This is a genomic window from Halobellus ruber (assembly GCF_014212355.1).
Classification (GTDB): Archaea; Halobacteriota; Halobacteria; order Halobacteriales; family Haloferacaceae; genus Haloquadratum; species Haloquadratum rubrum.
In genome coordinates, this window is sequence record NZ_JACKXD010000001.1 from 663,620 (window position 1) to 685,509 (window position 21,890).

The window sequence follows — 21,890 nt, forward strand, 5'->3', positions numbered from 1 at the left end:
CGGGAGTTCTCTCCCGACGACCGGATGTATATGTAATTTCGTAACCGGGTGCTACTCGGAACACGGTAAATAGTAAGTGGGTGGGCGTGGAGCTCCCTGTATGACCGACGACCTCAGGTCGACTCTCGAACGGGTCGGCGAGCGGTTCAACCTCGGCGAGTACGAGATCGAGGCGTATCTGGCGGTCTTAGAGCACGGGGAACTCACCGCCTCCGAGATCGCGGATCGGACCGAGATCCCGCAGCCGCGGGTGTACGACACGGTCCGGAGCCTCTCGGATCGGGGGCTGGTCGAACTCCGGGAGTCGCGGCCGATGAAGATCGTCGCGGTCGCCCCGGAGGACGCCCTCGGCGGGGTCAGACAGTCGCTCGACGACCTCGTCGACGAACTCGAAGCGCGCTACACCGCCCCGGCCAGGGAGACGGAGGCGGTCTCGCTGGTGAAGTCGCGGTCGACGATCCTCCGGTACGTCGAGGAGATCATCGACGGCGCGGAGTTCGAGCTCGTGCTCTCGCTGACGCCCGATCTGCTCCGTCGGTTCCGGGAGGACCTGGCGGCCGCGATCGACGACGGCGTGAGCATCGATCTGCTGGTGACGCCCGCCTCGCGTGCGCCGGACCCCGCGGAGTTCGACTACGGCGAGGTGTCGACGATCGCCCGGGCCCGCCGCGGGATCACCACTCCAGTTCTGGCGGTCGCAGACGGCAACTACTCGATCTATGCGACCCAGGACGCGCTGCGGGACGACCGGGAGCGGTACGGCGTGATCTTCAACCGGTCGGCGCTTGGCTTTCTGGTGTCGGGCTTCTTCGGGACCGTTCTGTGGTCGACCGCCGAGACGCTCTCGACCGACGGCAAGCGCCGACCCTTCCCCCGGCGGTACGCCTCGATCCGCCGCGCGGTGAAGGACGTCCGGGAACTCGACGGGCCGTTCTACGCCTCCATCACCGGCCGCGACGTCGAGAGCGGCGACCCGGTACTCGTCGAAGGGGAAGTCGAGACGACGACGTTCGAGGAGACCGAGGAGGTGGCGTCGCTCCGTCTCGAAACCGACGACGGCGTCCTCGAGGTCGGCGGCCTCGTCGCGTCGTTGGAGGACGTCGAGGCCCAGGAGATCCTCCTCGGGCGCGACGGGGTCCCGGACCGCGACAGCTTCGACTCGCGGGCCCAGGACTGACCGCAGACCTCCCCCGACCCGTGAGACACAACGGCTTTAGGCCGCCCCCCGTTATCGACGCGGACTGATGGAGGCCCGCACGCGAGCCTATTTGGAGGGGCGGTTCGGCGACTACTACCGCCGCAACGGCGTCTCCCTCCCGCCCGCGGCCGACCGCCGCGAGTGGGGCCACATCCCCTGGAGCGCGGGGTCGACCACGATGGTCCGCCACCAGTCGCTGCTCGACCTCGGCGACCTCGACGACTTCCTCCACCGGACTGCGCCCCGCCACGTCTACTTCTCGTCGGCGCGCTTCGCCGACCCCGGCGCCGGGGAGATGGACGAGAAGGGGTGGCAGTCGGCGGACCTGGTGTTCGACCTCGACGCCGACCACCTCCCGGGTGTCGATCCCGCGGAGACCGCCTACGCCGGGATGTTGGCGGCGTGCAAGGACGAACTCCGGAACCTGCTGTCGTTTCTCGACGACGACTTCGGGTTCGAGGAGACGCAGGTGGTGTTCTCCGGCGGCCGAGGGTACCACGTTCACGTCCGCGACCCCGAGATCCGCGACCTCGACAGCGAGGCGCGGCGGGAGATCGTCGACTACGTCCGCGCGATCGATCTGGACCGCGAGGGGCTGATCGGGACCGAATCCGTCCAGGGCACCACCCGACGGGTGCTCCGCCGGCGCGGCGGGTGGGGCGCGCGGGTCCACGCCCGGCTCGTCGACCTCGCCGAAACCCTCCGGGAGACGGAGGAAGCGGCGGCGCTCGAACGGCTCCAGGAACTCGACGGGATCGGCGAGGGCCGCGCCGAAACCATCCTCGGGCAACTCCAACACAACTTCGACGCCATCCGCGCGGGCAACGTCGAAGCCGGCGGCCCGGGCACGCGGATCCTCGTCGACGCGCTCGCCGAGGAGACGGTCGCCGAGGAGACCGCGCCGATCGACGAGCCGGTGACCACCGACACCAAACGGCTCATCCGGCTTCCGGGGAGCCTCCACGGCGGCTCCGGGCTGGTGGTGACGCCGCTCTCGCGGTCCGAGATCGACGGGTTCCGGCCGCTCGAGGACGCGGTTCCGGACCGGTTCCGCGGCCGCGACATCCGGATCACCGTCACCGACCCCGGGGAAGTCACCTTCGACGGCGACACGTTTAGTATCCAGGAGGGAGAGCAACCGATCGAGGAGTGTCTCGGCGTCTTCCTGATGACCAGAGGTCGCGCCGAGAAACGCACGGAGTGATCACCGAATGGATTTAGACGAGTTACGGAGCGTCCGACGGACCGAGCGCCAGAAGGACAGCCTCCAGCACCTCCGTGACTCCTTCTACGAGGACGTCGCCGCCTACATCGCGGAACGCAAGGCCGAACGCCGACGCGCCGCCGAGGCCGCCGACGATCCCTTCGGGGATCCCGAAGTCGGACAGCTCTCCGACGAGATCAGTACTGCAGAAGACGTCGTCGAGGCGATCTACGAGCGCCGCGTCGGCAAGGTGGTGAAGCTCGCGTCCTTCGCGGCCGCAGATATGAGTGCGGACAAAAGCGGGCTCACCGTCGAGGAACGCGCGCTGTTCGACGACCTGGTCGACCGGATCAAGCAGAACCGCCGGACCGTCCTCGACACCCTCGCGGGCGAGGGCGGCGATGAAAGCGGCGTCGACATCGACGTGGACGCGTCGGCCCCGGAACCCGCCACCGGCGCCGACGGGACAGCAACTTCCGAGGGCGGCGACGCGGCGACGCCGGCTCCCACGGAGTCCGACCCCGCCGACGCGGGCGGCGATCCCCCCGAACGCGGACCGTCCGCGGGGCCGCCGGCGCCGGACGACGTGCTGGCGGCCGCGATGGGCGGCGACGACGCCGGGGAGTCGGGAACCGACGCGGGCGCGGAGTCGGCGTCGACGTCGCGGACCGGCAGCGACCCCGATCCGGCCACGCCGGAAGCCGTCGACGGGGCGACCCCGGCGGATCGGGAGCGCGACGTCCCGGTCGTCGACGGCGCGGAGACCGACGGCGGCGACGCGACCGTGGTCCCCGCCGGGGGCCCGCCGTCGCGCGACTCCGGCGACGCGGGGCAGGACGGAGCCACGAACGGGCGGGACGCCCCCCACGACGACCGCGTCACGCTCAGAATCACGGCGGACGTCGGGAAGATCTACGGCGTCGACGAGCGGGAGTACGACCTCGAACGCGAGGACGTGGTCCGCCTGCCGGCGACGAACGCCGGACCGCTCGTCGATCGCGACGCCGCCGAACGGCTGGAGTGACCGGGTTCGGCCCCGCTCACGCTCCCTTTTCACACCGTCTGGTGCCCGGCGGGTCGTACGCGGGGGTGGACGGTCCGGTACCTGTGACCGAAGTGCCGGACGAGTGTGACTCCGTGGCGAACGATCACGCCGCGTGCTCCGTTCGGGGATCCGCTCCGCGCCCGTTTTGTACGCGGCAGCGTACCTCCGAGTAATGGTTGGCCGTCTCCCGCGCCGGGCCGCCGTCCGCCTCGCGGCGACCTGCACGCTCCTCGTGGCGGCGGTCGGCTCCGCGTCCGCCCACGGCATCGTCACTCGCTTCGACGCGCCGGTACCGCTTTGGCTGGTGTACCTCGGCGCGGGCCTCACGGTGGCTGTGAGCGCGGCGCTCGCCGCGTTTCTCGACGCGACGCCCGCTCCCGGGGCCCGGATCGGCTCGCTCCCGCCGGGCGTCGCCTCGGCGACCCGGGTCGCCGGGCGCGTCGGCTTCCTCCTCGCGTTCGTCACCGTTCTGTTCTACGGGATCGTCGGCCCGCGGACCCCGACCGGGAACTTCGCGACCATCTTTACGTGGTCAGTCTGGCTGAAGGGCGTCGGGATCGTCGCGGTCCTCGCGGGCTCGCCGTGGCGCGTCCTCTCGCCGTGGCGGACGGCCTACGACGCCGTCTGCCGCCTGGAAGGATCCGAGATCGCCGCCCGGAGGTATCCGGCGTGGCTCGGGCGGTGGCCCGCGTTCGTAGGGTTCCTCGCCCTCGTCGGCGTGATCGAGAACCTCACTCGGGTTCCGCAACGCCCGGCGGCTACCGCTGCAGTCGTGGCGGGGTACGCCCTCCTGCTTTTCGCCGGCGGACTCGTCTTCGGTCGATCGTGGTTCGATCGCGCCGACGCGTTGTCGGTACTGTACGGACTCCTGGGGCGTGTGGCACCGGTGTCGGTCCGTCGCGACGACGGGGCCGCCGTGTTCACCGTTCGCTACCCGTGGGACGGGTGTACGCGCGCCGTCGACGACCGGGCGACCGCGGCGTTCGTCGTCGCGGCGATCTACACCGTCACCTTCGACGGGTTCGCGGAGTCGCCCGCGTACCGCGGGATCTACTTCGCCGTCCGGGACGCACTGCCGGCCGACGCCACGGCGAGTCTCCTGCTCTATGTCGTTGGGCTCGCCGCGTTCCTCGCGGCGTTCTCCGGCATCGCCGCCCTCATCGTGTGGCTCCTCCGGTCGGAGCCGCCGCGCGCGACAGCCGGCCGTGACGCCCGTCCGGAGCCCGACGGTGTCTCCGACGCCGTGGCGCTGCTGCTCGCGCCGACCCTGGCGCCGATCCTCGCGGGGTACGAGGTCGCCCACAACGCAGCGTACGTCCTGACGAACGCCGGGCGACTCCCGCGGCTCCTCGGGCTCGACGCCGTCGATCCCCTGTGGTGGCTCTCGCTTCCGGCGTTCTGGGGGCTGCAGGTCGTCTGTATCGTCGGCGGTCACGTCGTCGCCGTCGTTGCCGCCGACGCGGTCACCACCCGGCTCGCCCCCACCGACCGGATCGCGCGGGCTTCACACGCGCCGCACCTCGCCCTGATGATCGGCTACACCGTCGTCTCGCTGTGGGTGATCTCGCTGCCGGTCGTTGGGTGAGGCGGTTCTCGGCGCGGACGACAGTGTCGCCGGCACACCGGAGCCCTCAGGTGGGTTCGGCGCCGAGTCACGGGCGTGAAGCCGACGACGCTCGCCGCGGTCGTTGCGGTCGCCCTCCTCCTCGGAGGCGTCGTCGCGTTCGGTCTCGCCGGCGGCTCCGGGGGCGGCGCGCCGCTCGCGGCGACGTGGACGAGCGACACCGGGACCGGGATCGCCGCGAACCACCACGCCGTCGCGGTCGCCGGCGGTCGCGTCTACGCCCCGATCAGCGGGACGGGCGGGACCGGCGAGTGCGCCCTCGTCGCGCTGGATGCCGGGAACGGCACTCCGATCTGGGACTACGAGATCCCGGCGGCGAACTGCACCATCCACTCGGTCGCCGACCCGACCGTTTCCGATGTCGACGGCGACGGGGCCGCCGAGGTGCTCGCGGCGACGACCGAACGGGAGGTGACGACGTTCGACGCCGGCTCCGGCGCTGTCACGTCGCGTTACCGGCTCTCCGATTACGGCTACACCAAGCCAGTGGTGGCCGACCTGTCGGCGGCGCCCGGTTCCGAGACGGTGGCGGTCGACGTCACCGGGACCGTGTTCGTGTTCGGTGCCGACGGGACGGTGCTTTGGCGTGCCGCGCTCGACGAGTACGTGTGGGCACAGCCCGTCGTCGATGACTTCGACGCCGACGGCGACCCCGAACTCCTCGTTGCCGGTCGCGAGGGTGACGCCACGCTCTTCGCCGGCGACGGCTCCGTCGAGTGGAATCGGACGGTCGCAGCGGGCGACTCGATCACGTGGGGGACACACGGCCAAGCCGACGGCGACGGACCCCTCGAAGCCGTCCTCGCGACGGTCGACGGCGACGTCGTCGCGGTCAACGGGGCGTCCGGGCGGGTCGAGTGGCGGCGGAACATCGGCGCCTTCGGCGCGGTCCACGCGTTCGACGACGGCGACGACGACGGGGATCCGGAGGTGTACGCGACGAGCCGGGACGGAACCCTCCGGGCGCTCGACGCCGCGTCCGGGGACACCGAGTGGGAGACCGAGATCGTCACCGAGCGCGTCCAGATGATGCCGCCGCCGAACCTGGGTGACCTCGACGGCGACGGGGATCCGGAGCTCCTCGCGGCCGGCAACGACGGGAGCGTCACCCTGGTCGACCCCTCGAACGGTGCGGTCCTGTCGACCGACGGCCGTGACGTCCCGATCTTCACCCACGCCACGCTCGCGGACGTCGACGGCGACGGCGCACACGAGGCGCTCGTGATGTACGCCGACGGGCGGGTCGTCAGGCTGGACGCTCCTCTCTCCGATGGCGCCACGGGGGGGTAAGGCGAACCGGAGCGGGCCACGCGGTGGACGCTCACCGGCGATCGGAACCGCCTTTATGACCGAGGCCCGACCCCGACGTATGAACCGCCGCGAGGTCCTCGCCGGCGCCGGGACCGCCGCGATCACGTCGCTCGCCGGGTGCGGCGGCGTCTCGGGGCTGTTCGCGCGCCCGACGCCGGAGGGCGTCTACGTTCCCGACCACGTCGAGGGGATGGAGATGGTGGGGACGGCCACGCTCGGCGACGTCCGCGTCGGGCTGACGTACTCGTACCCCCACCGCTTTTGGACGGTCGAACGCGACGGCGACGGGTACGGGACGAGTCGGGTCGACATCGCGGACGACGATACGGTCCACCTGATGGCCGTTCCGTGGGACCCCGAAACCGAACTGGTGCTGCCGAACACCGGCCTCTCGGTCGCGATCCGGACTCAGGGAGAGCTCGTGAGCCAGGAGGTCATCTACCCGATGCTCTCACAGCGGATGGGGTTTCACTACGGCGCGAACTTCCCGCTCGACGGCGACGGGACCTACGAGGTGACCGTGAGCGTCGGCGGGCTCTCGATCCCGCGGTACGGCGGCTACGAGGGGCGGTTCGACGGGGCCGCCGAGGCGACGATCCCCTTCGAGTTCTCCGCGGACGCCCTCTCGGCGATCCCCTACCGACAGCTCGACGAGCGGCGGTTCCAGCCCGGCGCCGTCGATCCGATGTCGATGGACGCGGTCCCGACGGGCGTTGCGCCCGACCCGCTTCCGGGGTCGCAACTCGGCCGCGGGACGAGCGGCGACGCCGTCTTCTTAGGCAGCGTCGTCACCGCGGACCGCTTCGGCCCCGACCCGTACCTCGCCGTCTCGGCACGGACGCCGTACAACGGGCTGGTCATCCCCGGAGCGGGGCTCTCGGCGTCGGTCGAGGGGAGCGGTCCGGTCCGGCTGGACGCGGCGATCGACCCCGAACTCGGATTCCACTACGGACGCGCCGTCCCCGGCCTCACGCCGGCGAGCGACGTCGAGGTCGCCGTCGACGTCCCCCCGCAGGTCGCCCGGCACGTCGGGTACGAGACCGCGTTTCTGGAGATGCCGTCGTTCACGCTGGACGCGGAGTAGCGTCACCCCGGGTCCCTCGCCCCCGACGGAGGTCTCGTTGCGATCGGCCCGACGGCTTTTGAGCGACCCGACCGTAGCCCCGAATATGTCCGAGGAGCCGCAGGAGAACATCGCCGGCGACGACGCCGTCGCCGCGGCGTTCGAGCCCGGGACCGCGGGGACCCGCGCGGAGGCGGTCGTCGACCGACTCGGCGAGTTGTACTGGCAGAAGACCTACGGCGGCACCGACGCCTTCGAGTGTCTGGTCCGGACGATCCTCTCGCAGAACACGAGCGACGTGGCGTCCCAGCCCGCCCACGACGCGTTGATGGAGCGGTACGGCGACGGCGACCTCGTGGACGCCCTGGCCGACGCCGAGCAGTCAGAACTCGCGGAGACGATCTCCTCTGCGGGCCTGTACAACCGGAAGTCGGAGGTGATCATCGACGCCGCCGAACGGATCCGCGGGACGTACGGCGGTGCCGCGGCGTTCGACGAGTTCGTCCGCGAGGACGACCCCGAGACGGTGCGCGAGGCGCTCCTCGACATCCACGGGGTCGGGCCGAAGACCGCCGACTGCGTGCTCCTCTTTGCGGGCGGGCGTGAGGGCGTTTTCCCCGTCGACACGCACGTCCACCGGATCGCCCGCCGGACGGGGCTTGCCCCCGCCGACGCCGACCACGAGGCGGTCCGGGCACGGTTGGAGGCGGACGTGCCCGCGACGAAATGCGGGTTCGGCCACACCGCGATGATCCAGTTCGGCCGCGAGTACTGCAGCGCCCGAAACCCGGCGTGTCTCGACGGCCCGGAGGCGTGTCCGCTCTACGACCGTTGTGACCGCGTCGGCGTCGACGAGGTCGGCGAGTCGGTCGTCGACCCCGCGGAGGCAGCCGACTGATCAGTTCCGGCGCTCCGGGGCGGTGTCCGGGTCCCACTCGCCCGACGCCTCGAAGTCAGAGCCGAACACCGTCACTGCTCCCGGCGGGAGTTCGACCGCGACTTCCTCGCCGGCCGACGGCGGGGTGGCCGTCCGTTCGACGACGACCTCCTCGCCGTCAGCGACCGCGACGCGTACGTCGTACCGCCGACCCGCATCCGCAACCCCCGTTACCTCGCCGCGGAGCGACCGGGTCGGCATCGCGTCCGACTCGTCGTCCGATACCGCGGCGTCAGCCGACCCGGCGTCGCCGACCGGACGCACCCCCAGGGTCCGCGGCCGGGCGTGGAGTGTCACGGTCCCGCCGACGGACCGTTCGGTCGCCGCGGCGTCGAGGCGGAGTTCCCCGTCCCCGACCCCGACACGCGGCGGCGACGTGCCGACGAGCGTCCCCCGCACCGTGGTCGAGCGGCCCAGAAAGGAGGCGACGAACGGCGTCGGCGGCGACTCGTAGAGTTCCCGGGGCGTCCCCGCGGCGGCGACCCGGCCCTCGGCCATCACCACCAGCCGGTCGGCGAGCGCCAACGCGTCAGTCTGATCGTGGGTGACGAACAGCGTCGCCACCCCGGTCTTCCGGTGTAACCGGCCGATCTCCTCGCGGAGCCGGGTCCGCAGCGACCGGTCGAGCGCCGACAGGGGTTCGTCGAGAACCAGCAGATCCGGCTCCGGCGCGAGCGCCCGGGCGAGTTCGACCCGCCGGCGCTGCCCGCCGCTCAGACTCCGCGGCGCGGCGTCCGCCCGGTCGGCGAGGCCCACCAGTTCGAGATGCTCCGCGACGGCGGCGTCCCGACCCTCCGGGTCGGCCTCGCGTGCCGCCACGCCGTAGGCGACGTTCTCCGCGACGCTCATATGCGGATACAGCGTCGGTTCCTGAAACACCAGGCCGATGCGGCGTGACTCCGGCGGGTCGTCGGTGACGTCCACGCCGCGGAGGCGGACGCGCCCGGCCGTCGGACGGAGGTGGCCCGCGATCGCCCGGACCAGCGTGGTCTTGCCGCACCCGCTCGGGCCCAGCACGCCGACGAGCGTCCCCGATTCGACGCCGAGGGAGACGTTCTCGACTGCCAGGTCCTCGCCGTATCGGTGGGTGACTCCGTCGAGTTCGAGGATCACTGGTCGACCACCGTCGGGACGCGCCCGACCCGCTGGACCGCGGTCAGGACCCCGAGCGCGACGACGAGCAGCGCCACCGCGACCGGGACGATCTCGTCGATCCCGCCGGTGATGAAGTCGACCCAGATCCGGGTTGGCATCGTTCGCGGGTTGTACGCCACCATCATCGTCGCGCCGAACTCGCCGACGGCCCGCGCGAACGTCAGGACGACCCCGGCGAGGATCGACCCACGGGCGAGGGGGAGCGAGACGTTCCGGAACGTCGCAAGCGGGCCGTACCCCAGCGACCGCGACGCCCGCTCTAAGCGCTCGTCGATCGCGCCGAACCCCGCGCGAGCGGTGACGACGACGAACGGGGCGGCCACGAACGTCTGCGCGAGGACGACGCCGAGGAGACTGCCCGTCAGCGGTACCCCCGCCGCCGCCGCGACGCTTCCGATCGGCGTGAACCGGCCCACGGCGGTCAGCAGCATCGCCCCGCCGACGACCGGTGGGAGCACCAGCGGCAACACGACGAGTGACTCGACTACCCGTTTCCCGGGGAACGACCGGCGTGCGAGGACGTACGCCAGGGGCACGCCCGACACCGTCGCGACTGCGGTCGAGACCGGCGCCGTGAGAAGCGAGTTCCGTATCGCGGTCCGTGCCCCCGGCTCCGACAGGCCGGCGACGATCCCGGCGGTCCTCGTCCGCGAGAGGAACGCCACGAACGGGACGAGCACGTACACCACCAACAGCCCGCCGAGAAGCGCCGGCACGAGCAGTTCGGGACGCCGGAGCCGCGTCACCGACGAGGGAGGGTCGCCGCTCACCCGCAGTCACCCCACCAGTCCGCGACGGTCACAGGTCGATCGCCTCCGGGGTGTCGCCGACGGTCCGCGGAAACCGCTCGTCAACGGAGAGTCCAGCGGCGGTCAGCCGGTCGAGGTTGTCGACGAGAAACTCAACGAGCCGGCGGCCCGCCGCCGTCGCGTCGGCGCCGTCGCACACGGTGACGTTGTAGAGGATCGGCCGTCCGACCGCGGTGTACCCATCGTCGGTGGTGTATTCGGCCGTGGCGTAGTGGTCCGCCAGGTCGGGATCCGCGAAGTTGTACTCGTCGGGGAACTCGGCGAACGCGATCCCGTGGTCGACGGCCATGTTCCGGTAGACGACCGCGGCCGCCCGCGATCCCGTCGTGACGCCCGTCAGTAGCTGTGGCTCCTTGGGCTCGCGGTAGACGGCATCGAGCAGGTCCGCCTTCAGATTCGGACGGTCGTGGGCCCGCCCGGCCAACTCGAGGGCCTGCACCGCCCGGTAGCCCAGCGGGTCGAGGTCGGGATCCGCGATCGCGACGTCGCCGGGGTCGGCGTCCGGAGCCACCTCGTACCACGGGTCACCGTCGGCGATGCGGCGGCCCGTTCGGGTCCGGGTGTCGTATCCGATTCCGAGGCTGTTTGCGGCGAACTCGACGTCCCAGTCGGTGACCGATCCGTAGAGCCGGTCCCGTAGCAAGGTTGCGTCGGCGCTCACGATCACGTCCGGGACCTTCGTCCGCTCTTCGATCATCCGGATCAGGGCGTTGGTGCCGTGGTACTCCCCCCGGAGTTCGATCCCCGTCTCCGATTCGAACGCCGGCCCGACGTGCTCCTCGAAGGTCCGCGCGAGGCTCCCGGCCGACAGCACGCTGACCGCGCGGGTACCGCCGCCCAGACACCCGGCGACGCCGCCGAACGCTGCCGCCGTTCCCGCGGCGAGGAACTCCCGTCGGGTGCGGTGTGGCCCGCCGTCCGATGCAACCATCTCGGGCTAACAATAGGTCGCCAATACTGATTACTTTTCGTTTTGTATGAAACTGAAAGTGGTTTCCCCGCCCGTCGGTATCGACCTCTCCTGCCAGCCTCGATGCGGCCGTGCTTTGGGCGTGAACGCTGCGGTCGATCTCACCTGCCGCGCCGGCCGGGACCGTGCCCTGTGGCCGTCCGACAGTATAATACCGACCCGGAGACGGTGTAGCCATATGGAGCGATTCGACGTTGCTGTCGTCGGCGGCGGCCCCGCGGGGTCGTCGGCCGCACACGGCGCCGCCTCGGCCGGCGCGTCGGCGGTCGTCCTGGAGAAGGGGGTGCCGCGGGCGGACCGGCCGGACCGACTGGGGCCGGACTCCACGGACGCGGCGGGGATCCTCGACTACTGGGTCGACATTATGGACATTCACCCCGACGAGATGCCCGACGACGTCGTGCTCGGTGAACTCGACCGCGCGGAGTTCATCGGACCGAACGAGTCGCTCACGATGCGGTCGACCGGCATCAGTTCCTCGTACGATCACTTCGGGTTCTGTATGCAGCGGGCGCGGTTCGACGACTTCCTCCGGGACCGCGCCGTCGAGGTCGGGGCGACGTACCGCACCGGCGCGTCGGTCCGCAACGTCGAGACGGATCTCGATCGGTCGGAGGGCCCCCGACACCGCCTCGAACTCGCAAGCGGCGAGCAGGTCGGCGCCGAGGTTCTGATCCTCGCCGACGGGCCACAGCGGCAGGTCACCTCCGGGGTGTTGGACGAGTATCTCCCCTTCGACGTCACCGATCGGCTCTCGACCCGCGAGACCAACCACATCGCCTACCAGGAGCACCGCCGCCTCCCCGACCCGGTCTTCGAGGAGGTCGCCGGTGCGATCAAGTTCTGGTGGGGGCATATGCCGGGTCACACCGCCTACCCCTGGATCTTCCCGAACGACGACAACGTCGCCCGCATCGGCCTCACGATGCCGATCGGCCTGAGTCTCGACGACGTTTCGGACCGGGACGCCTACCCGCTTTTGAATCCGGACGACGACCGGGTGCCCCAGGGCAGCGAGTACATCCGCCGCCTGCTCGAGCAGGAGTACGGCGACGAGTACGACGTCGAATCGGACTTCCCGGTCGTGGAGGACCGCGGGAAGTCCGACGGAACCGAGACCTACGCCATCTCCTCGACCCGCCCGATCGACTCGCCGACTGCGGCGGGGATCGCGGTCGTCGGCGGCGCGATGGGGTCGACCTCGGCGTTCCACGAGGGCGGCGACCACACCGCAGTCAGGACGGGTGCGATCGCGGGGGAACTCGCCGCCACGGGCGACCTCACAGCGTACAACGACCGCTGGAAGGCCGCGGTCGGCGACGAGGTGCTCCGGAACGTCGCAATGGCGGATGTCGTCCGTGACTACCACCCCGACGACTGGGATTGGGCGTTCGCGACGGCCCGGAAACTCCTCGACAGCGGCGGCGGGTACAGCATCCTGAAGGCGAAGAACATCCGCGCGGGGTTCGGCGCGGCGCGACTGGTCGCGAGCTACAAGCGCGCGAAGTTCGCCGCCAGAAACGGCCGCTACGTCCAGATTCCCGAGACCGACTACGTGGTGTAGGCGCTCGGGCGCCGCCTGCGGCGTCGGTTTCTCGCGCCCTCGGAACGATCTTGAGGCTCGGCATCAAAGGTGCGGTGCGCACCCTCAGTCCCCGTCCGAGTTCTCCCGTCACGGGAGCGATGACACGACGGCGAACCCGGGTGTGCGACACCGTGGACCGTCCGCGCCCGAAAGACGGACCGCCCGACACGAGGGTTTCCCGGCCGACGCGGCACGCCGCCTCGGGATGAGGCCGGCCGTTAGTGTTCCGGGCGTACACTTCGACCGCTTCGAGCACTTGCTTTGAACGTCGTCCGTCGGGAATCCGCGGCCAAACACTCAAGAATCGCGTACACGTATCTCGGATATGGCGACGATAGAGATCGACAACGACGTGTACGAGGCGCTACAGCTCCCGGAGGGTGAGCGCTCGTCCGCGATGAAGCGGGAGTTGGCGGTCTCGCTGTACGCCCGTGACGTTCTCTCCTTCGGGAAGGCGCGTTCGCTGGCGGAGATGTCGAAAGCGGAGTTCCAGAAACTCCTCGGGGAGCGCGAGATTCCCCGCCACTACGGCGAACGGGAACTCGAAGAAGATCTCGAGTATGCCGAATAGCGGAGTTGTTGTCTCGAACACCTCGCCTCTTCTGAACCTCGCACTCATCGACCGGCTCGACCTTCTCAGAACGCAGTTCTCCGCCGTCACCGTCCCGCGCCGCGTCTGGGACGAACTCACCGAGGGAGAAGACGGCCTGGACGCACTCCGAGAGTTGCGAGACGACGATTTCCTAACCATCGTTGAGGTAGAGCGCTCGGACCTGTTCGTCGAAGTCTCCCACGAACTCGATCTCGGAGAGACGGCGGCGATCTGCTACGCGGTCGAACACGGGGCCGACCTCGTTTTGCTCGACGAGCGGGACGGACGACGCGTCGCCCGCAGACACGACTTGGAGGTTACCGGCGTCATCGGCATTCTACTCCGCGGAGCGAAAATCGATTCGGTAGATTTGGAGCAGGAACTCGATGCCCTCCGCGAAGCAGGCTTCTGGATTTCCGACGACCTCTATTCACGCGCTCTCTCGGAAGTGAACAAATAGCGGTTCTGTCCGCCGACGAGGCCGATTCCACGTCCACCGACCCTACTAGTAGAAACTCGTCCGGTAGTGTTCCGGGCGTACACTTCGACCTTTTGCAGCGCTCGCTTCGTCGTACGGGCGACCCACGAGTCGCCCGTACGGCCAGCGGGACGCGGAGCGTCCCGCGCTGCTCGCTTGCAAAAGCTCGGCCAAAAGCCTGCGTCAGGGACTTCGCCCCTTCCTTGGCCTCGCCTTCGGCGAGTGAACCGGCGACCTACCGGGTCCTTCGGACCGCTCGGTCGCCGGATGTTGGCTGTGTGACTTCCACCGAGCCTACTAGTAGAAACTCGTCCGGTAGTGTTTCGGGCGTACATTTCGGATCTACCGGAGATACGTCTCTATTTCATCGATGACAGCATCGATGAACTCCTCAGTAACACGGCCCTGCCACGCTACCGGATCTTCGATCCGTGGCGAGTGGACTGCCCACGGGGAGACGAAAGACTCGCGCGGAACACCACCGACTTCCCATACGTTGGAGTCCATCGCAATCGAGTCGCTGTACTCCTTGGTAGAGATAGCGACCGCGAGGAACTGCTCGTCGCCGAACGGGTGCGAACTGTTGTTGACGATCAACCACGGACGCTGGCGCTCCTCGCCCAGTTTGAACGGATCCGAACGACATCTCCTCGCTCCGGTTGCATCAGTTCCGTTCACTCGGGTGTGGTTCGTCCGGAGCGACCGCGTCCCATTCGTCCGGGTCGATACCACCGTCCTCATCGTCGAGTTGTTCGGTTACGGTGTGGAGACTGTACGCGTCCTTTACTCGATCCAGATCCTCCGTTATCGCCCAGTATTCCCCTTTGTGTCGGACGAGGTCACGCTGCTTCAACCGGGAGAGCGCGGTTCCAACCGTGTTCGGAGCTTCCTCGACTCCGGTCGCAATCTCCGAACGGGTGAACGCCCTGTCTCGATTCGCATATAGGTAGGCGAGTGCCTGCTCGGGAACGCTTGGATCATCTGGCAGGTCCCCCGCTTCGAACTCTTCAATGCGAACTGGCATATAATGTACTTAGCGTACTGGAGTGATGAATGTACTGCTGTGCCGAAGTCGTTGCTACTCATACTGTCGGCTATAACTACGTGAAGATTTTCCACACCCCCGGGTGCCGAAATCCGTCACGCGACGATAGCCGACAGTATCAGTTCACTTTCGCCGAGCCTACTAGTAGAAACTCGTTCGGTAGTGTTCCGGGCGTACATTTCGGATATTCAATGCAAGGGTGCTCTATAGCCAGTTCCGACTCACGTATTCGAGCGTCACTTCGGACTGGCATATGTATTCGGAGAGTTCGTGTACGATGTCCCCGACCTCCTGGGCCGAAAGCGTCTGATCTTTCTGGAAAGGAATGCCAGCAGTATCCCCACTATCCAGTTGGGTGAAGAAGTCGTCATCTTGCGTGAGAATGAGGCGGTCTGTCTCGCGTCCGTACGTAGCGATCGATCCATCGTCAGCCCCGAGGCCGAGTTCTTTGATATCGCCGATCCATTCGACATCGTGACCGAGTTTCCGCAGGTAGTTGATCGTCGCCCGCTCGACGTTTTCGTCAGCGAGGATGCGATACCCCATTAGTCACGCACACTGTCGGGATCGGTCGTCAAGTGGTCGTGTTCTTCGATCGCGGATTGCCGCTGGCGTTCGATCGTCCGCATCTCCTCAGGATGGTCATGATAGTAGGTGAGCGCCCGATAGACATCGGCCACATCGAGGTCGTGGCGATCGGCAACCGTTCTCGGGGAGAGCCCCCGCTCTTCGACTTGTTCTTTGAGGAACTGAACAGTAATCCGTCGGCCTTCGAGATGTGGCTCGTCGTGGAGTTCCCGCACGATACGTCTCGTCACCTGGCTCATACTGTACGCTACGCTGCCATCATACTTGAACGTCTGGACTAGATTTCCGTCCGATTTCACTTCCACCGAGCCTACTAGTAGAAACTCGCCCCGTAGTGTTCCGGGCGACAATCATCACTTACCGGTATAAAACCGCGTATACCGGCTTCTATTGGCCGTATACGGCACAATTCGCTTATAACCAAAACGGGCTGAGTATCGGGATGAATACTAACGATATTATTTATAATCTCTGGAGGTGCGTGTTCGATGCCTCCGCGTGACTACGATGATCGCCGGGTAGAGGTCTACTTCGGGCCGTCACGGAAGGTTGACCTGACGAAGGAGGAACTGGCCGAGTTCATCATCGAGGAGATGGCTCTCGAACGGTCTGATGGTGGGTCAAAGTGGACCGAGGGTGTGGCCGAGCTCGTCGAACTTGGAATGGAAGCATTTCAAGAGCAACATCGAGATGAGCCAGAATACGCGGAGGAGATTGCGAAGCTGAACCGGAAGCTCGATGAGTACCAAAGCGAGGTCGGAGAGATAGCCGCTACACAGCAAGAACCCATTGACGCTCGGAGTCAGGCCGCTAAGTTGTCTCACAAGTCACAGGCACAGATTCTCAAGGCGCTGTCCGAAGCTTGTGAGATGGATGGTGATCTTATCCCATTCGTTGATCTGTACAAAGTGGCGAAGGAGACTGATCTCGATTACAGTGTTGTTTCGCACCACGCAAAACTACTCGAACACCCTGATCTGGGTGGGTTCATCAGTAGAGATGCTCCGGGGGAGAAAGCGAAAGTGACGCGGAGATCCGCTTTTGATGAGTTCTGTGAGTCGAGAGGTGTTGATACTGAGTCGATTTAAACTCCTGAGTTCAATGCTTGACGAGGGGTTCCCCCTGAAGCGCCAAACTGAGGGTATATTAATCTCGTTTAACAACGAGGGCACAAGTGGTGCCTTTGGAGGACATTGAATCTACAACTTCCCACCCATCAGACTCTAATCTCTTGAGGTCATTCTCGACATCGTTTAAGATTGAATCCTTTCCAAGAGCCAATTTCATACCCTCAGTTCGTAGTGTTTTGTGTTCTGACACATTACCAATCCTTGATACACGTATTTATACTGTCGGCTATAGTCGCGTGACGGATTTCGACACCCCGGGGTGCCGAAAATCTTCACGTAATTACAGCCAACAGTATTAGTACTCATCGGTATCATTCAGAAATTCGAGTAAATCGATCAGATACATCTATGTTTGCGCGTCGAAGTAACCAGCCAGTCATAGCGGCTATGACAGCGGCGATCAAAAAACCGCTGGCGAGTATGCTTGCGAGTAGACCCCATTGGAGCAATACTTCCCTTGTTATCAAAGGTGGTGAAACGTTGTACGCATACGTGAGAGAGGCAATAGGTACAAGAACCAGTGCTATTACCCCGATACCAAGTCCGGCCAGCAACAGCTGAACGCCGGTACGATCACGAGCAAAGCGAAGAAGTGGATATTGAGCGGTAATAGGTTCTCTCACATCCCGCTTAAGCCACCAGAGTCGATCTCGTCCGGGTTTTCGAGTTCCCAGAATGTCTCGGCTCGCAAGGTCTTTCAATCGTCTACGCACCTGTCGGTCGCTTAATTCGACTCTCTCGGCTACTTCCGTCGTTAGAAGTACTTGATGCTTCGCATGCGAGAACGCATCAATAATCGGCTTGTCCTGTGTTTTTAGACTCGCATCAAGATCAGATATGGGCTCAGAACCCTCACTTTCCAAGCTCATTGGTCGATGTCCCCTTGCGGACACTGGCTCTGTCCGGTTACGGACATAGATTTTGGACGTCCTTTTGCGGTCATCCTCTCGCCTCTATAATTCTCTGGTACGTCAGTTAATATATGCAATGAGTCGAGCCACCGTCAAAAAGACTGGCACGATCGAGGAGGATAGTAGTACAAACTCAGAGCCAGTAGTCCACCTGAAAGGGGAGATTCACAGTAGTCGCGGAGACCACGACAAAGAACGGGAGTTGATGAAAGATGGTATCGATGCTCTCGTTTTGGAGGGAACAGAGAACACTGGCGACTACGGGGTTACGGAGGGGTGGTTCCAACAGGCGATAGCGGGAATGTTCTATATTCTGAGCCCACTCTACGTTTCGAAGGACATTCTCGTCGACTTCGCTGAGCTACAGGGTGCTGACGTGTACTTCACGCGGGAGAGTGACGCGGAGGTACTACGGAACGCCCCGTTTACGATGAGGGTGATTTCCGCCTCGTTGTATTTCCTCCTCTTACCCAGTAGCGTGATTGTCGGGCTAATAACGGGGGACTATCTCGCGGGAGCTGGCTTCCTTGCCGTGAGTTTCTCTGTGCCTGTTCTTCTTCTCAGGTGGTACAATATGGAGTTCAGGTCAGGAAACCAGAATCGGGACGAGATAATGGCACAGAGAATCGCTGACGCGGCTGAGGAGAACGATACGGTACTCGCGGTTGTCGGGTCGGGGCATGCTGATGGTATAGTTGACGCGCTACCGAAAACTCTGAACCTAACCTATCATCCGCCGGAATACGGTAGAGCGTCCGCGGAGCATCTCAAAGAGATTCTCATTCCATTGTTCCGGACGTTCTCTCTCCTCCTAACTCTCTATCTGGCCATTCTTTGGATCATCGTGACTCTCGTCGGGTTCCTCTGACCAACCCAAGAACGAGCTTCCGAAACATAATTGAAATGCTATATCGAAGGTTGGAAGATTGCTCGATTATTTGTATGGGGCTTGTGTATGGCATATTGTGCGCCAGATGAAAGAACTTTAATATTTATCGATAATAAAGAATAATCCGGGGCGTACATTTCGAACTGAACGGGAAAGCCAGTCGAGTGAGCCGTCGCGTGAAAAACTACATTCGCCTGGCATCCGTCAGCGCTATCGGATGGGCGATTCGCTCTGGTATCCGTCGGTCGAGGATGTCGTCCATATCCACGACGATATCGTCTCGGAGTACTCGGAGACCAGCGGCGGTGTCCGGAGTCGAGGTGACGTGGAGTTCGCGCTGAACTACATCGAAGAAGGAAGTTTCGGATCGGTCCCCGAAACGATGCACGAGAAGGCGTTTCACCTGCTTCGGCTGCTCGTTGCCAATCATCCGTTCGTGGACGGAAACAAGCGGACAGCACTCAACACAGTAGCCGTGTTCTATCTCCTCAACGGCTATCGATTCGATTACGACGACGAGATCCGAGACGTTCTGAAACGGTTCGGTACGGACGAACGGACGGTGAGCGAAGAGCAGGTCATCGACTACCTCCAAGCGAATTCCGAGGAGATTGAGTTAGCCGAAGAGATCGAACAGTGGCGAGACGAACTCGTTCGACACGGAATCGAACGACTGATACACGAGTCGTCGGACCCGAACGATTAACCGCGCCCACGGACAAGACACAGTTACGATGACGGAAGAACAAACGGGTGAAACAACGCCACTCGACGACGTTATGGCGGATATCCGGCGCGAACTCGTACTCCGTGTCGCCGAGTCCGACCGGGACGAACACCGCGAAATTTACGACGCCCTCGAGGACGAGTAACTCACCTGTCGATCCGGTTTTCAGCCTTGGTCGCGGAACGTTCCAGTTTCACCGGACCTACTATAGTAGCGTTCGCAAGTCTTCGCTCACTCGATCGCACGATGGCGTGCGATCGGACGTGCAACCAGTTGCAAACGCTACTATATTTCGTTTGTTTTGTGGAGGAACCGCTGCCGGAGCCGCTTCGTGGAGAACGAGCTATCACCGTCGGTTACAGCACATCAGTTGACGAATTCGACACCGGTTATCTCAAACCGGGCACCACCTTCCTTCCCCTCAGTCAGATCGATCCTCCAGCCGTGTGATTCTACGACTTGCTGGACAGTACCGAGGCCAAACCCGGTACCGGTAGTTGCCGTCGAGAACCCCGAGTCGAGCACCTGGTCTCGCTTTCCGTCCGGGACCCCGGACCCATCGTCTTCTATATAAAACCCTTCATCCAACTCACCGACTGTCACTGTCACGTCCGACCCCCCGTGTTCGATTGCATTTCGATAGAGGTTCTCAAACAGTTGCCCGAGACGATTCAAGTCACACCGAATCGTCCGGTCGGTTTCAACACGAAGCGATGCACCGGGACTCTCGACGTTCGCCCAGCAGTCGTTCGAGATCTCCGCGAGGGCAACCGGCTCAGTATCAGCTACCTGCTGACCGTCACGAGCTAACGTCGACAGATCATCAATCAATTCATCCATCCGACCTAATGCGTCCTCAATATCGTCCAGATGTCGACTGTCGCACTCGTCTTGCACGATCCTCAGCCGTCCAGTGGCCACGTTTAGTGGGTTTCGGAGGTCGTGACTGACGACGCTCGCAAACTCGTCAAGTCCGTCCCGCTCCCGACGCAGTGCCCGCTCACGACGCTTCCGTTCCGAAATATCACGCAACATCCCGACGGACCCGTTGAACGTATCCCCCTCGTCCGGCAGAACCTCCATACGATCCTCACAGAGAACCGGATCGCCGTCCTGGGGCCGGATCATCACCTCGAACGTCACCGTATCCGGGCCGTCACTCGAGAGGAGCTGCCCCAGTTGGCGCTCCGTCTCGTCTACTGCGTCTTCATCCTTGATCAGCGCGGGAGTACTCCCAATGATTTCGTCTTCGGGGTATCCGACTAGCCGTACAAATTCGTCGTTTACGTATGTGAATCGTCCGTTCTCGTCAACCACGTACGCCGGATCGTTCAGCGACTCAGCGATCGCTTTGATCCGTTCGCACTCCCGCTCAAGCTCCCGCCGGCGGGTTACGTCCTGAACGACCCCCTCAAGATACTGCGTCCCATCTTCCTCTACCAGCGTGAGCGACGTACGAACAGCCCGCTTTTCACCATCCGGGGTTTCGACTTCCAACACCTTGCTTTTGATCTGCCCCGTCTTTCGGATCTCTTCGAGTAGCCGTTCGCGGTCTGAGGCGTCTACGTACAGCACCTGCGCCCCCGCTTGACGCAGTTGCTCATCTGACTCCGCGTTGTAAACGTCCAGTACCGTTCCGTTCGCCCTGACAATCTCGCCATCGAGCGTCGTCCGGAACACGCCGACGGGAAGGTTCTCGAACAACCGCCTGTAGCGCTCGGCCTCGTGGTTCCGCTGTCGTTGTTCAACCAAGTGACTCAACCATCGCGTGAGGAGATCAACGAACGTCCGTTCTCGTTCAGTGAACGGGCCGGATTTGGGATGCTGGTCGACGAAACAGACCGTGCCGTAAAGATCACCACCGACCTCGATCTTTCCGCCGATATAACAGCCGATGCCCCACCGCTCATACGCCGGTTCGTTCTCCCAGCCGCGTTCCACCGCATCATAGACCGTCAGGATGGTATCTTCCGAAATCGTCCGCTGGCAGTACGTCTCGGATAGGTCCGAAGTAGTGCCGGGCTGTACGAAATCGGAGCCGGCAGCGATCCTGATTTCGTGTCGGTTCGTGTGCCGGTCGATCCGTGTGACGTGTCCGTTTTCGACCCCGAGTCGTTCACACCCAAGTTCAAGTAGCCGCTTGGTTTTCCTGTCGAAACGTAGCTCCGTGTCAGATGCGATCTCGTACAGTCTCTGCCGGTAGTGTTCGGCTTTCTGTCGGTCCTTGGACTCCCGGTACTGTTGGACGGCATTCCGGATCCGATTTGCCAGCAGGTGATACTGTTCAGTCCCTTTCTGTTTCTGTAAGTAGTCAGTTGCATCAGCCGCGAGTGCTTCGCTTGCCACGGACTCGCTGCCCTTCCCAGTAAACAGAATGAACGGAAGCCGGGGATAGTCCTCGCGTACAGCTCTGAGGAACTCAACGCCGTTCATCCCGGGGAAATCATACGCGCTGACGATACAGTCGACGTCCGTGTCTGCCTGCCTGAGACTGGTGAGTGCGTCAGTAGCTCGTGTTTCCGTGGACAGCGCTATCGTCTCAATTTCCTGTTGTAAGTACGCCGCAGTGAGCTCGGTGAACTGTGAATCGCTTTCGACGTGTAGAACGTGGATATCTCGCGTCATTCGT

The 21,890-nt window shown here is 64.7% G+C and carries 22 protein-coding genes and 1 pseudogene; 14 read left to right on the forward strand and 9 right to left on the reverse strand.

The window, feature by feature from the left end; translation table 11 throughout:
• Window positions 1–100: 100 nt before the first annotated feature.
• From trmB to H5V44_RS03495, 7 genes are all read left to right on the forward strand, one after another.
• Complete coding sequence (gene trmB / locus H5V44_RS03465; RefSeq protein WP_185191721.1) at window positions 101–1,177, forward strand: HTH-type sugar sensing transcriptional regulator TrmB; 1,077 nt, start codon at window positions 101–103, stop codon at window positions 1,175–1,177.
• Window positions 1,178–1,244: 67 nt separating this feature from the next.
• Window positions 1,245–2,402 (forward strand): DNA primase small subunit PriS, encoded by a 1,158-nt coding sequence (gene priS / locus H5V44_RS03470; RefSeq protein ID WP_185191722.1) that lies wholly within the window; start codon window positions 1,245–1,247, stop codon window positions 2,400–2,402.
• A gap of 7 nt (window positions 2,403–2,409) precedes the next feature.
• Entirely contained in the window at window positions 2,410–3,426 is a 1,017-nt protein-coding gene (locus tag H5V44_RS03475; RefSeq protein WP_185191723.1) for a hypothetical protein, read from the forward strand.
• A 193-nt stretch (window positions 3,427–3,619) separates the two neighbouring features.
• Window positions 3,620–5,032, forward strand: a complete 1,413-nt coding sequence (locus tag H5V44_RS03480; protein WP_185191724.1) for a hypothetical protein — start codon at window positions 3,620–3,622, stop codon at window positions 5,030–5,032.
• Window positions 5,033–5,107: 75 nt separating this feature from the next.
• Complete coding sequence (locus H5V44_RS03485) at window positions 5,108–6,361, forward strand: outer membrane protein assembly factor BamB family protein (RefSeq protein WP_185191725.1); 1,254 nt, start codon at window positions 5,108–5,110, stop codon at window positions 6,359–6,361.
• A gap of 79 nt (window positions 6,362–6,440) precedes the next feature.
• Window positions 6,441–7,466: a DUF7350 domain-containing protein gene (locus H5V44_RS03490; RefSeq protein ID WP_185191726.1), complete on the forward strand. Its 1,026-nt coding sequence runs from the start codon at window positions 6,441–6,443 to the stop codon at window positions 7,464–7,466.
• Window positions 7,467–7,551: 85 nt separating this feature from the next.
• Complete coding sequence (locus H5V44_RS03495; protein ID WP_185191727.1) at window positions 7,552–8,343, forward strand: endonuclease III domain-containing protein; 792 nt, start codon at window positions 7,552–7,554, stop codon at window positions 8,341–8,343.
• On the opposite strand, the gene H5V44_RS03500 is transcribed toward H5V44_RS03495, so the two are convergent.
• The 3 genes from H5V44_RS03500 to H5V44_RS03510 are packed head-to-tail and all read right to left on the reverse strand — an operon-like array spanning window position 8,344 to window position 11,277.
• Window positions 8,344–9,495, reverse strand: coding sequence for an ATP-binding cassette domain-containing protein (locus H5V44_RS03500; RefSeq protein WP_185191728.1), 1,152 nt, complete (start codon window positions 9,493–9,495; stop codon window positions 8,344–8,346). It abuts the gene before it with no gap.
• Window positions 9,492–10,307 (reverse strand): ABC transporter permease, encoded by an 816-nt coding sequence (locus tag H5V44_RS03505; protein ID WP_185191729.1) that lies wholly within the window; start codon window positions 10,305–10,307, stop codon window positions 9,492–9,494. The genes H5V44_RS03500 and H5V44_RS03505 overlap by 4 nt, the downstream gene beginning before the upstream one ends.
• A 28-nt stretch (window positions 10,308–10,335) precedes the next feature.
• Window positions 10,336–11,277 (reverse strand): extracellular solute-binding protein, encoded by a 942-nt coding sequence (locus H5V44_RS03510; RefSeq protein WP_185191730.1) that lies wholly within the window; start codon window positions 11,275–11,277, stop codon window positions 10,336–10,338.
• Between the two features lie 217 nt (window positions 11,278–11,494).
• Here H5V44_RS03510 and H5V44_RS03515 point away from each other — a divergent pair, with 217 nt between their 5' ends.
• The 3 genes from H5V44_RS03515 (at window position 11,495) to H5V44_RS03525 (ending at window position 13,953) form a co-directional block, all read left to right on the forward strand.
• Entirely contained in the window at window positions 11,495–12,880 is a 1,386-nt protein-coding gene (locus H5V44_RS03515; RefSeq protein ID WP_185191731.1) for an NAD(P)/FAD-dependent oxidoreductase, read from the forward strand.
• Between the two features lie 346 nt (window positions 12,881–13,226).
• Entirely contained in the window at window positions 13,227–13,472 is a 246-nt protein-coding gene (locus H5V44_RS03520) for a UPF0175 family protein (protein WP_185191732.1), read from the forward strand.
• Window positions 13,462–13,953 carry a DUF3368 domain-containing protein gene (locus tag H5V44_RS03525; RefSeq protein ID WP_185191733.1) on the forward strand — a complete coding sequence of 164 codons (492 nt, stop codon included), beginning with the start codon at window positions 13,462–13,464 and terminating at the stop codon, window positions 13,951–13,953. The genes H5V44_RS03520 and H5V44_RS03525 overlap by 11 nt, the downstream gene beginning before the upstream one ends.
• A gap of 360 nt (window positions 13,954–14,313) precedes the next feature.
• Here the strand turns inward: H5V44_RS03525 and H5V44_RS03530 are convergent.
• From H5V44_RS03530 to H5V44_RS03545, 4 genes and pseudogenes are all read right to left on the reverse strand, one after another.
• Window positions 14,314–14,636, reverse strand: a pseudogene (locus H5V44_RS03530) (hypothetical protein).
• Window positions 14,636–14,995, reverse strand: coding sequence for a hypothetical protein (locus H5V44_RS03535; RefSeq protein WP_185191734.1), 360 nt, complete (start codon window positions 14,993–14,995; stop codon window positions 14,636–14,638). The pseudogene H5V44_RS03530 and the gene H5V44_RS03535 overlap by 1 nt, the downstream one beginning before the upstream one ends.
• 225 nt (window positions 14,996–15,220) lie before the next feature.
• A complete protein-coding gene (locus H5V44_RS03540; protein WP_185191735.1) occupies window positions 15,221–15,562 on the reverse strand; it encodes a DUF5615 family PIN-like protein in 342 nt (113 codons plus the stop codon).
• Window positions 15,562–15,843 (reverse strand): DUF433 domain-containing protein, encoded by a 282-nt coding sequence (locus tag H5V44_RS03545; protein WP_185191736.1) that lies wholly within the window; start codon window positions 15,841–15,843, stop codon window positions 15,562–15,564. Before H5V44_RS03545 ends, H5V44_RS03540 begins: the two co-directional genes overlap by 1 nt.
• 249 nt (window positions 15,844–16,092) lie before the next feature.
• Here H5V44_RS03545 and H5V44_RS03550 point away from each other — a divergent pair, with 249 nt between their 5' ends.
• Window positions 16,093–16,692: a hypothetical protein gene (locus H5V44_RS03550; protein WP_185191737.1), complete on the forward strand. Its 600-nt coding sequence runs from the start codon at window positions 16,093–16,095 to the stop codon at window positions 16,690–16,692.
• A gap of 353 nt (window positions 16,693–17,045) precedes the next feature.
• Here H5V44_RS03550 and H5V44_RS03555 read toward each other — a convergent pair whose 3' ends face one another.
• The gene (locus H5V44_RS03555) at window positions 17,046–17,603 is read right to left on the reverse strand and encodes a hypothetical protein (protein ID WP_185191738.1); all 558 of its coding nucleotides are present in this window, start codon (window positions 17,601–17,603) and stop codon (window positions 17,046–17,048) included.
• 118 nt (window positions 17,604–17,721) lie between these two features.
• Between H5V44_RS03555 and H5V44_RS03560 the strand changes: the two genes are divergently transcribed.
• The 3 genes from H5V44_RS03560 to H5V44_RS03570 all read left to right on the forward strand — a co-directional run bounded on the left by H5V44_RS03560 (window position 17,722) and on the right by H5V44_RS03570 (window position 19,406).
• Window positions 17,722–18,513 carry a hypothetical protein gene (locus H5V44_RS03560; RefSeq protein ID WP_185191739.1) on the forward strand — a complete coding sequence of 264 codons (792 nt, stop codon included), beginning with the start codon at window positions 17,722–17,724 and terminating at the stop codon, window positions 18,511–18,513.
• Between the two features lie 238 nt (window positions 18,514–18,751).
• Window positions 18,752–19,240, forward strand: a complete 489-nt coding sequence (locus tag H5V44_RS03565; RefSeq protein ID WP_185191740.1) for a type II toxin-antitoxin system death-on-curing family toxin — start codon at window positions 18,752–18,754, stop codon at window positions 19,238–19,240.
• Window positions 19,241–19,268: 28 nt separating this feature from the next.
• Entirely contained in the window at window positions 19,269–19,406 is a 138-nt protein-coding gene (locus H5V44_RS03570) for a hypothetical protein (RefSeq protein ID WP_185191741.1), read from the forward strand.
• Window positions 19,407–19,627: 221 nt separating this feature from the next.
• On the opposite strand, the gene H5V44_RS03575 is transcribed toward H5V44_RS03570, so the two are convergent.
• A complete protein-coding gene (locus H5V44_RS03575) occupies window positions 19,628–21,886 on the reverse strand; it encodes a PAS domain S-box protein (RefSeq protein WP_185191742.1) in 2,259 nt (752 codons plus the stop codon).
• Between the last annotated feature and the right edge of the window lie 4 nt (window positions 21,887–21,890).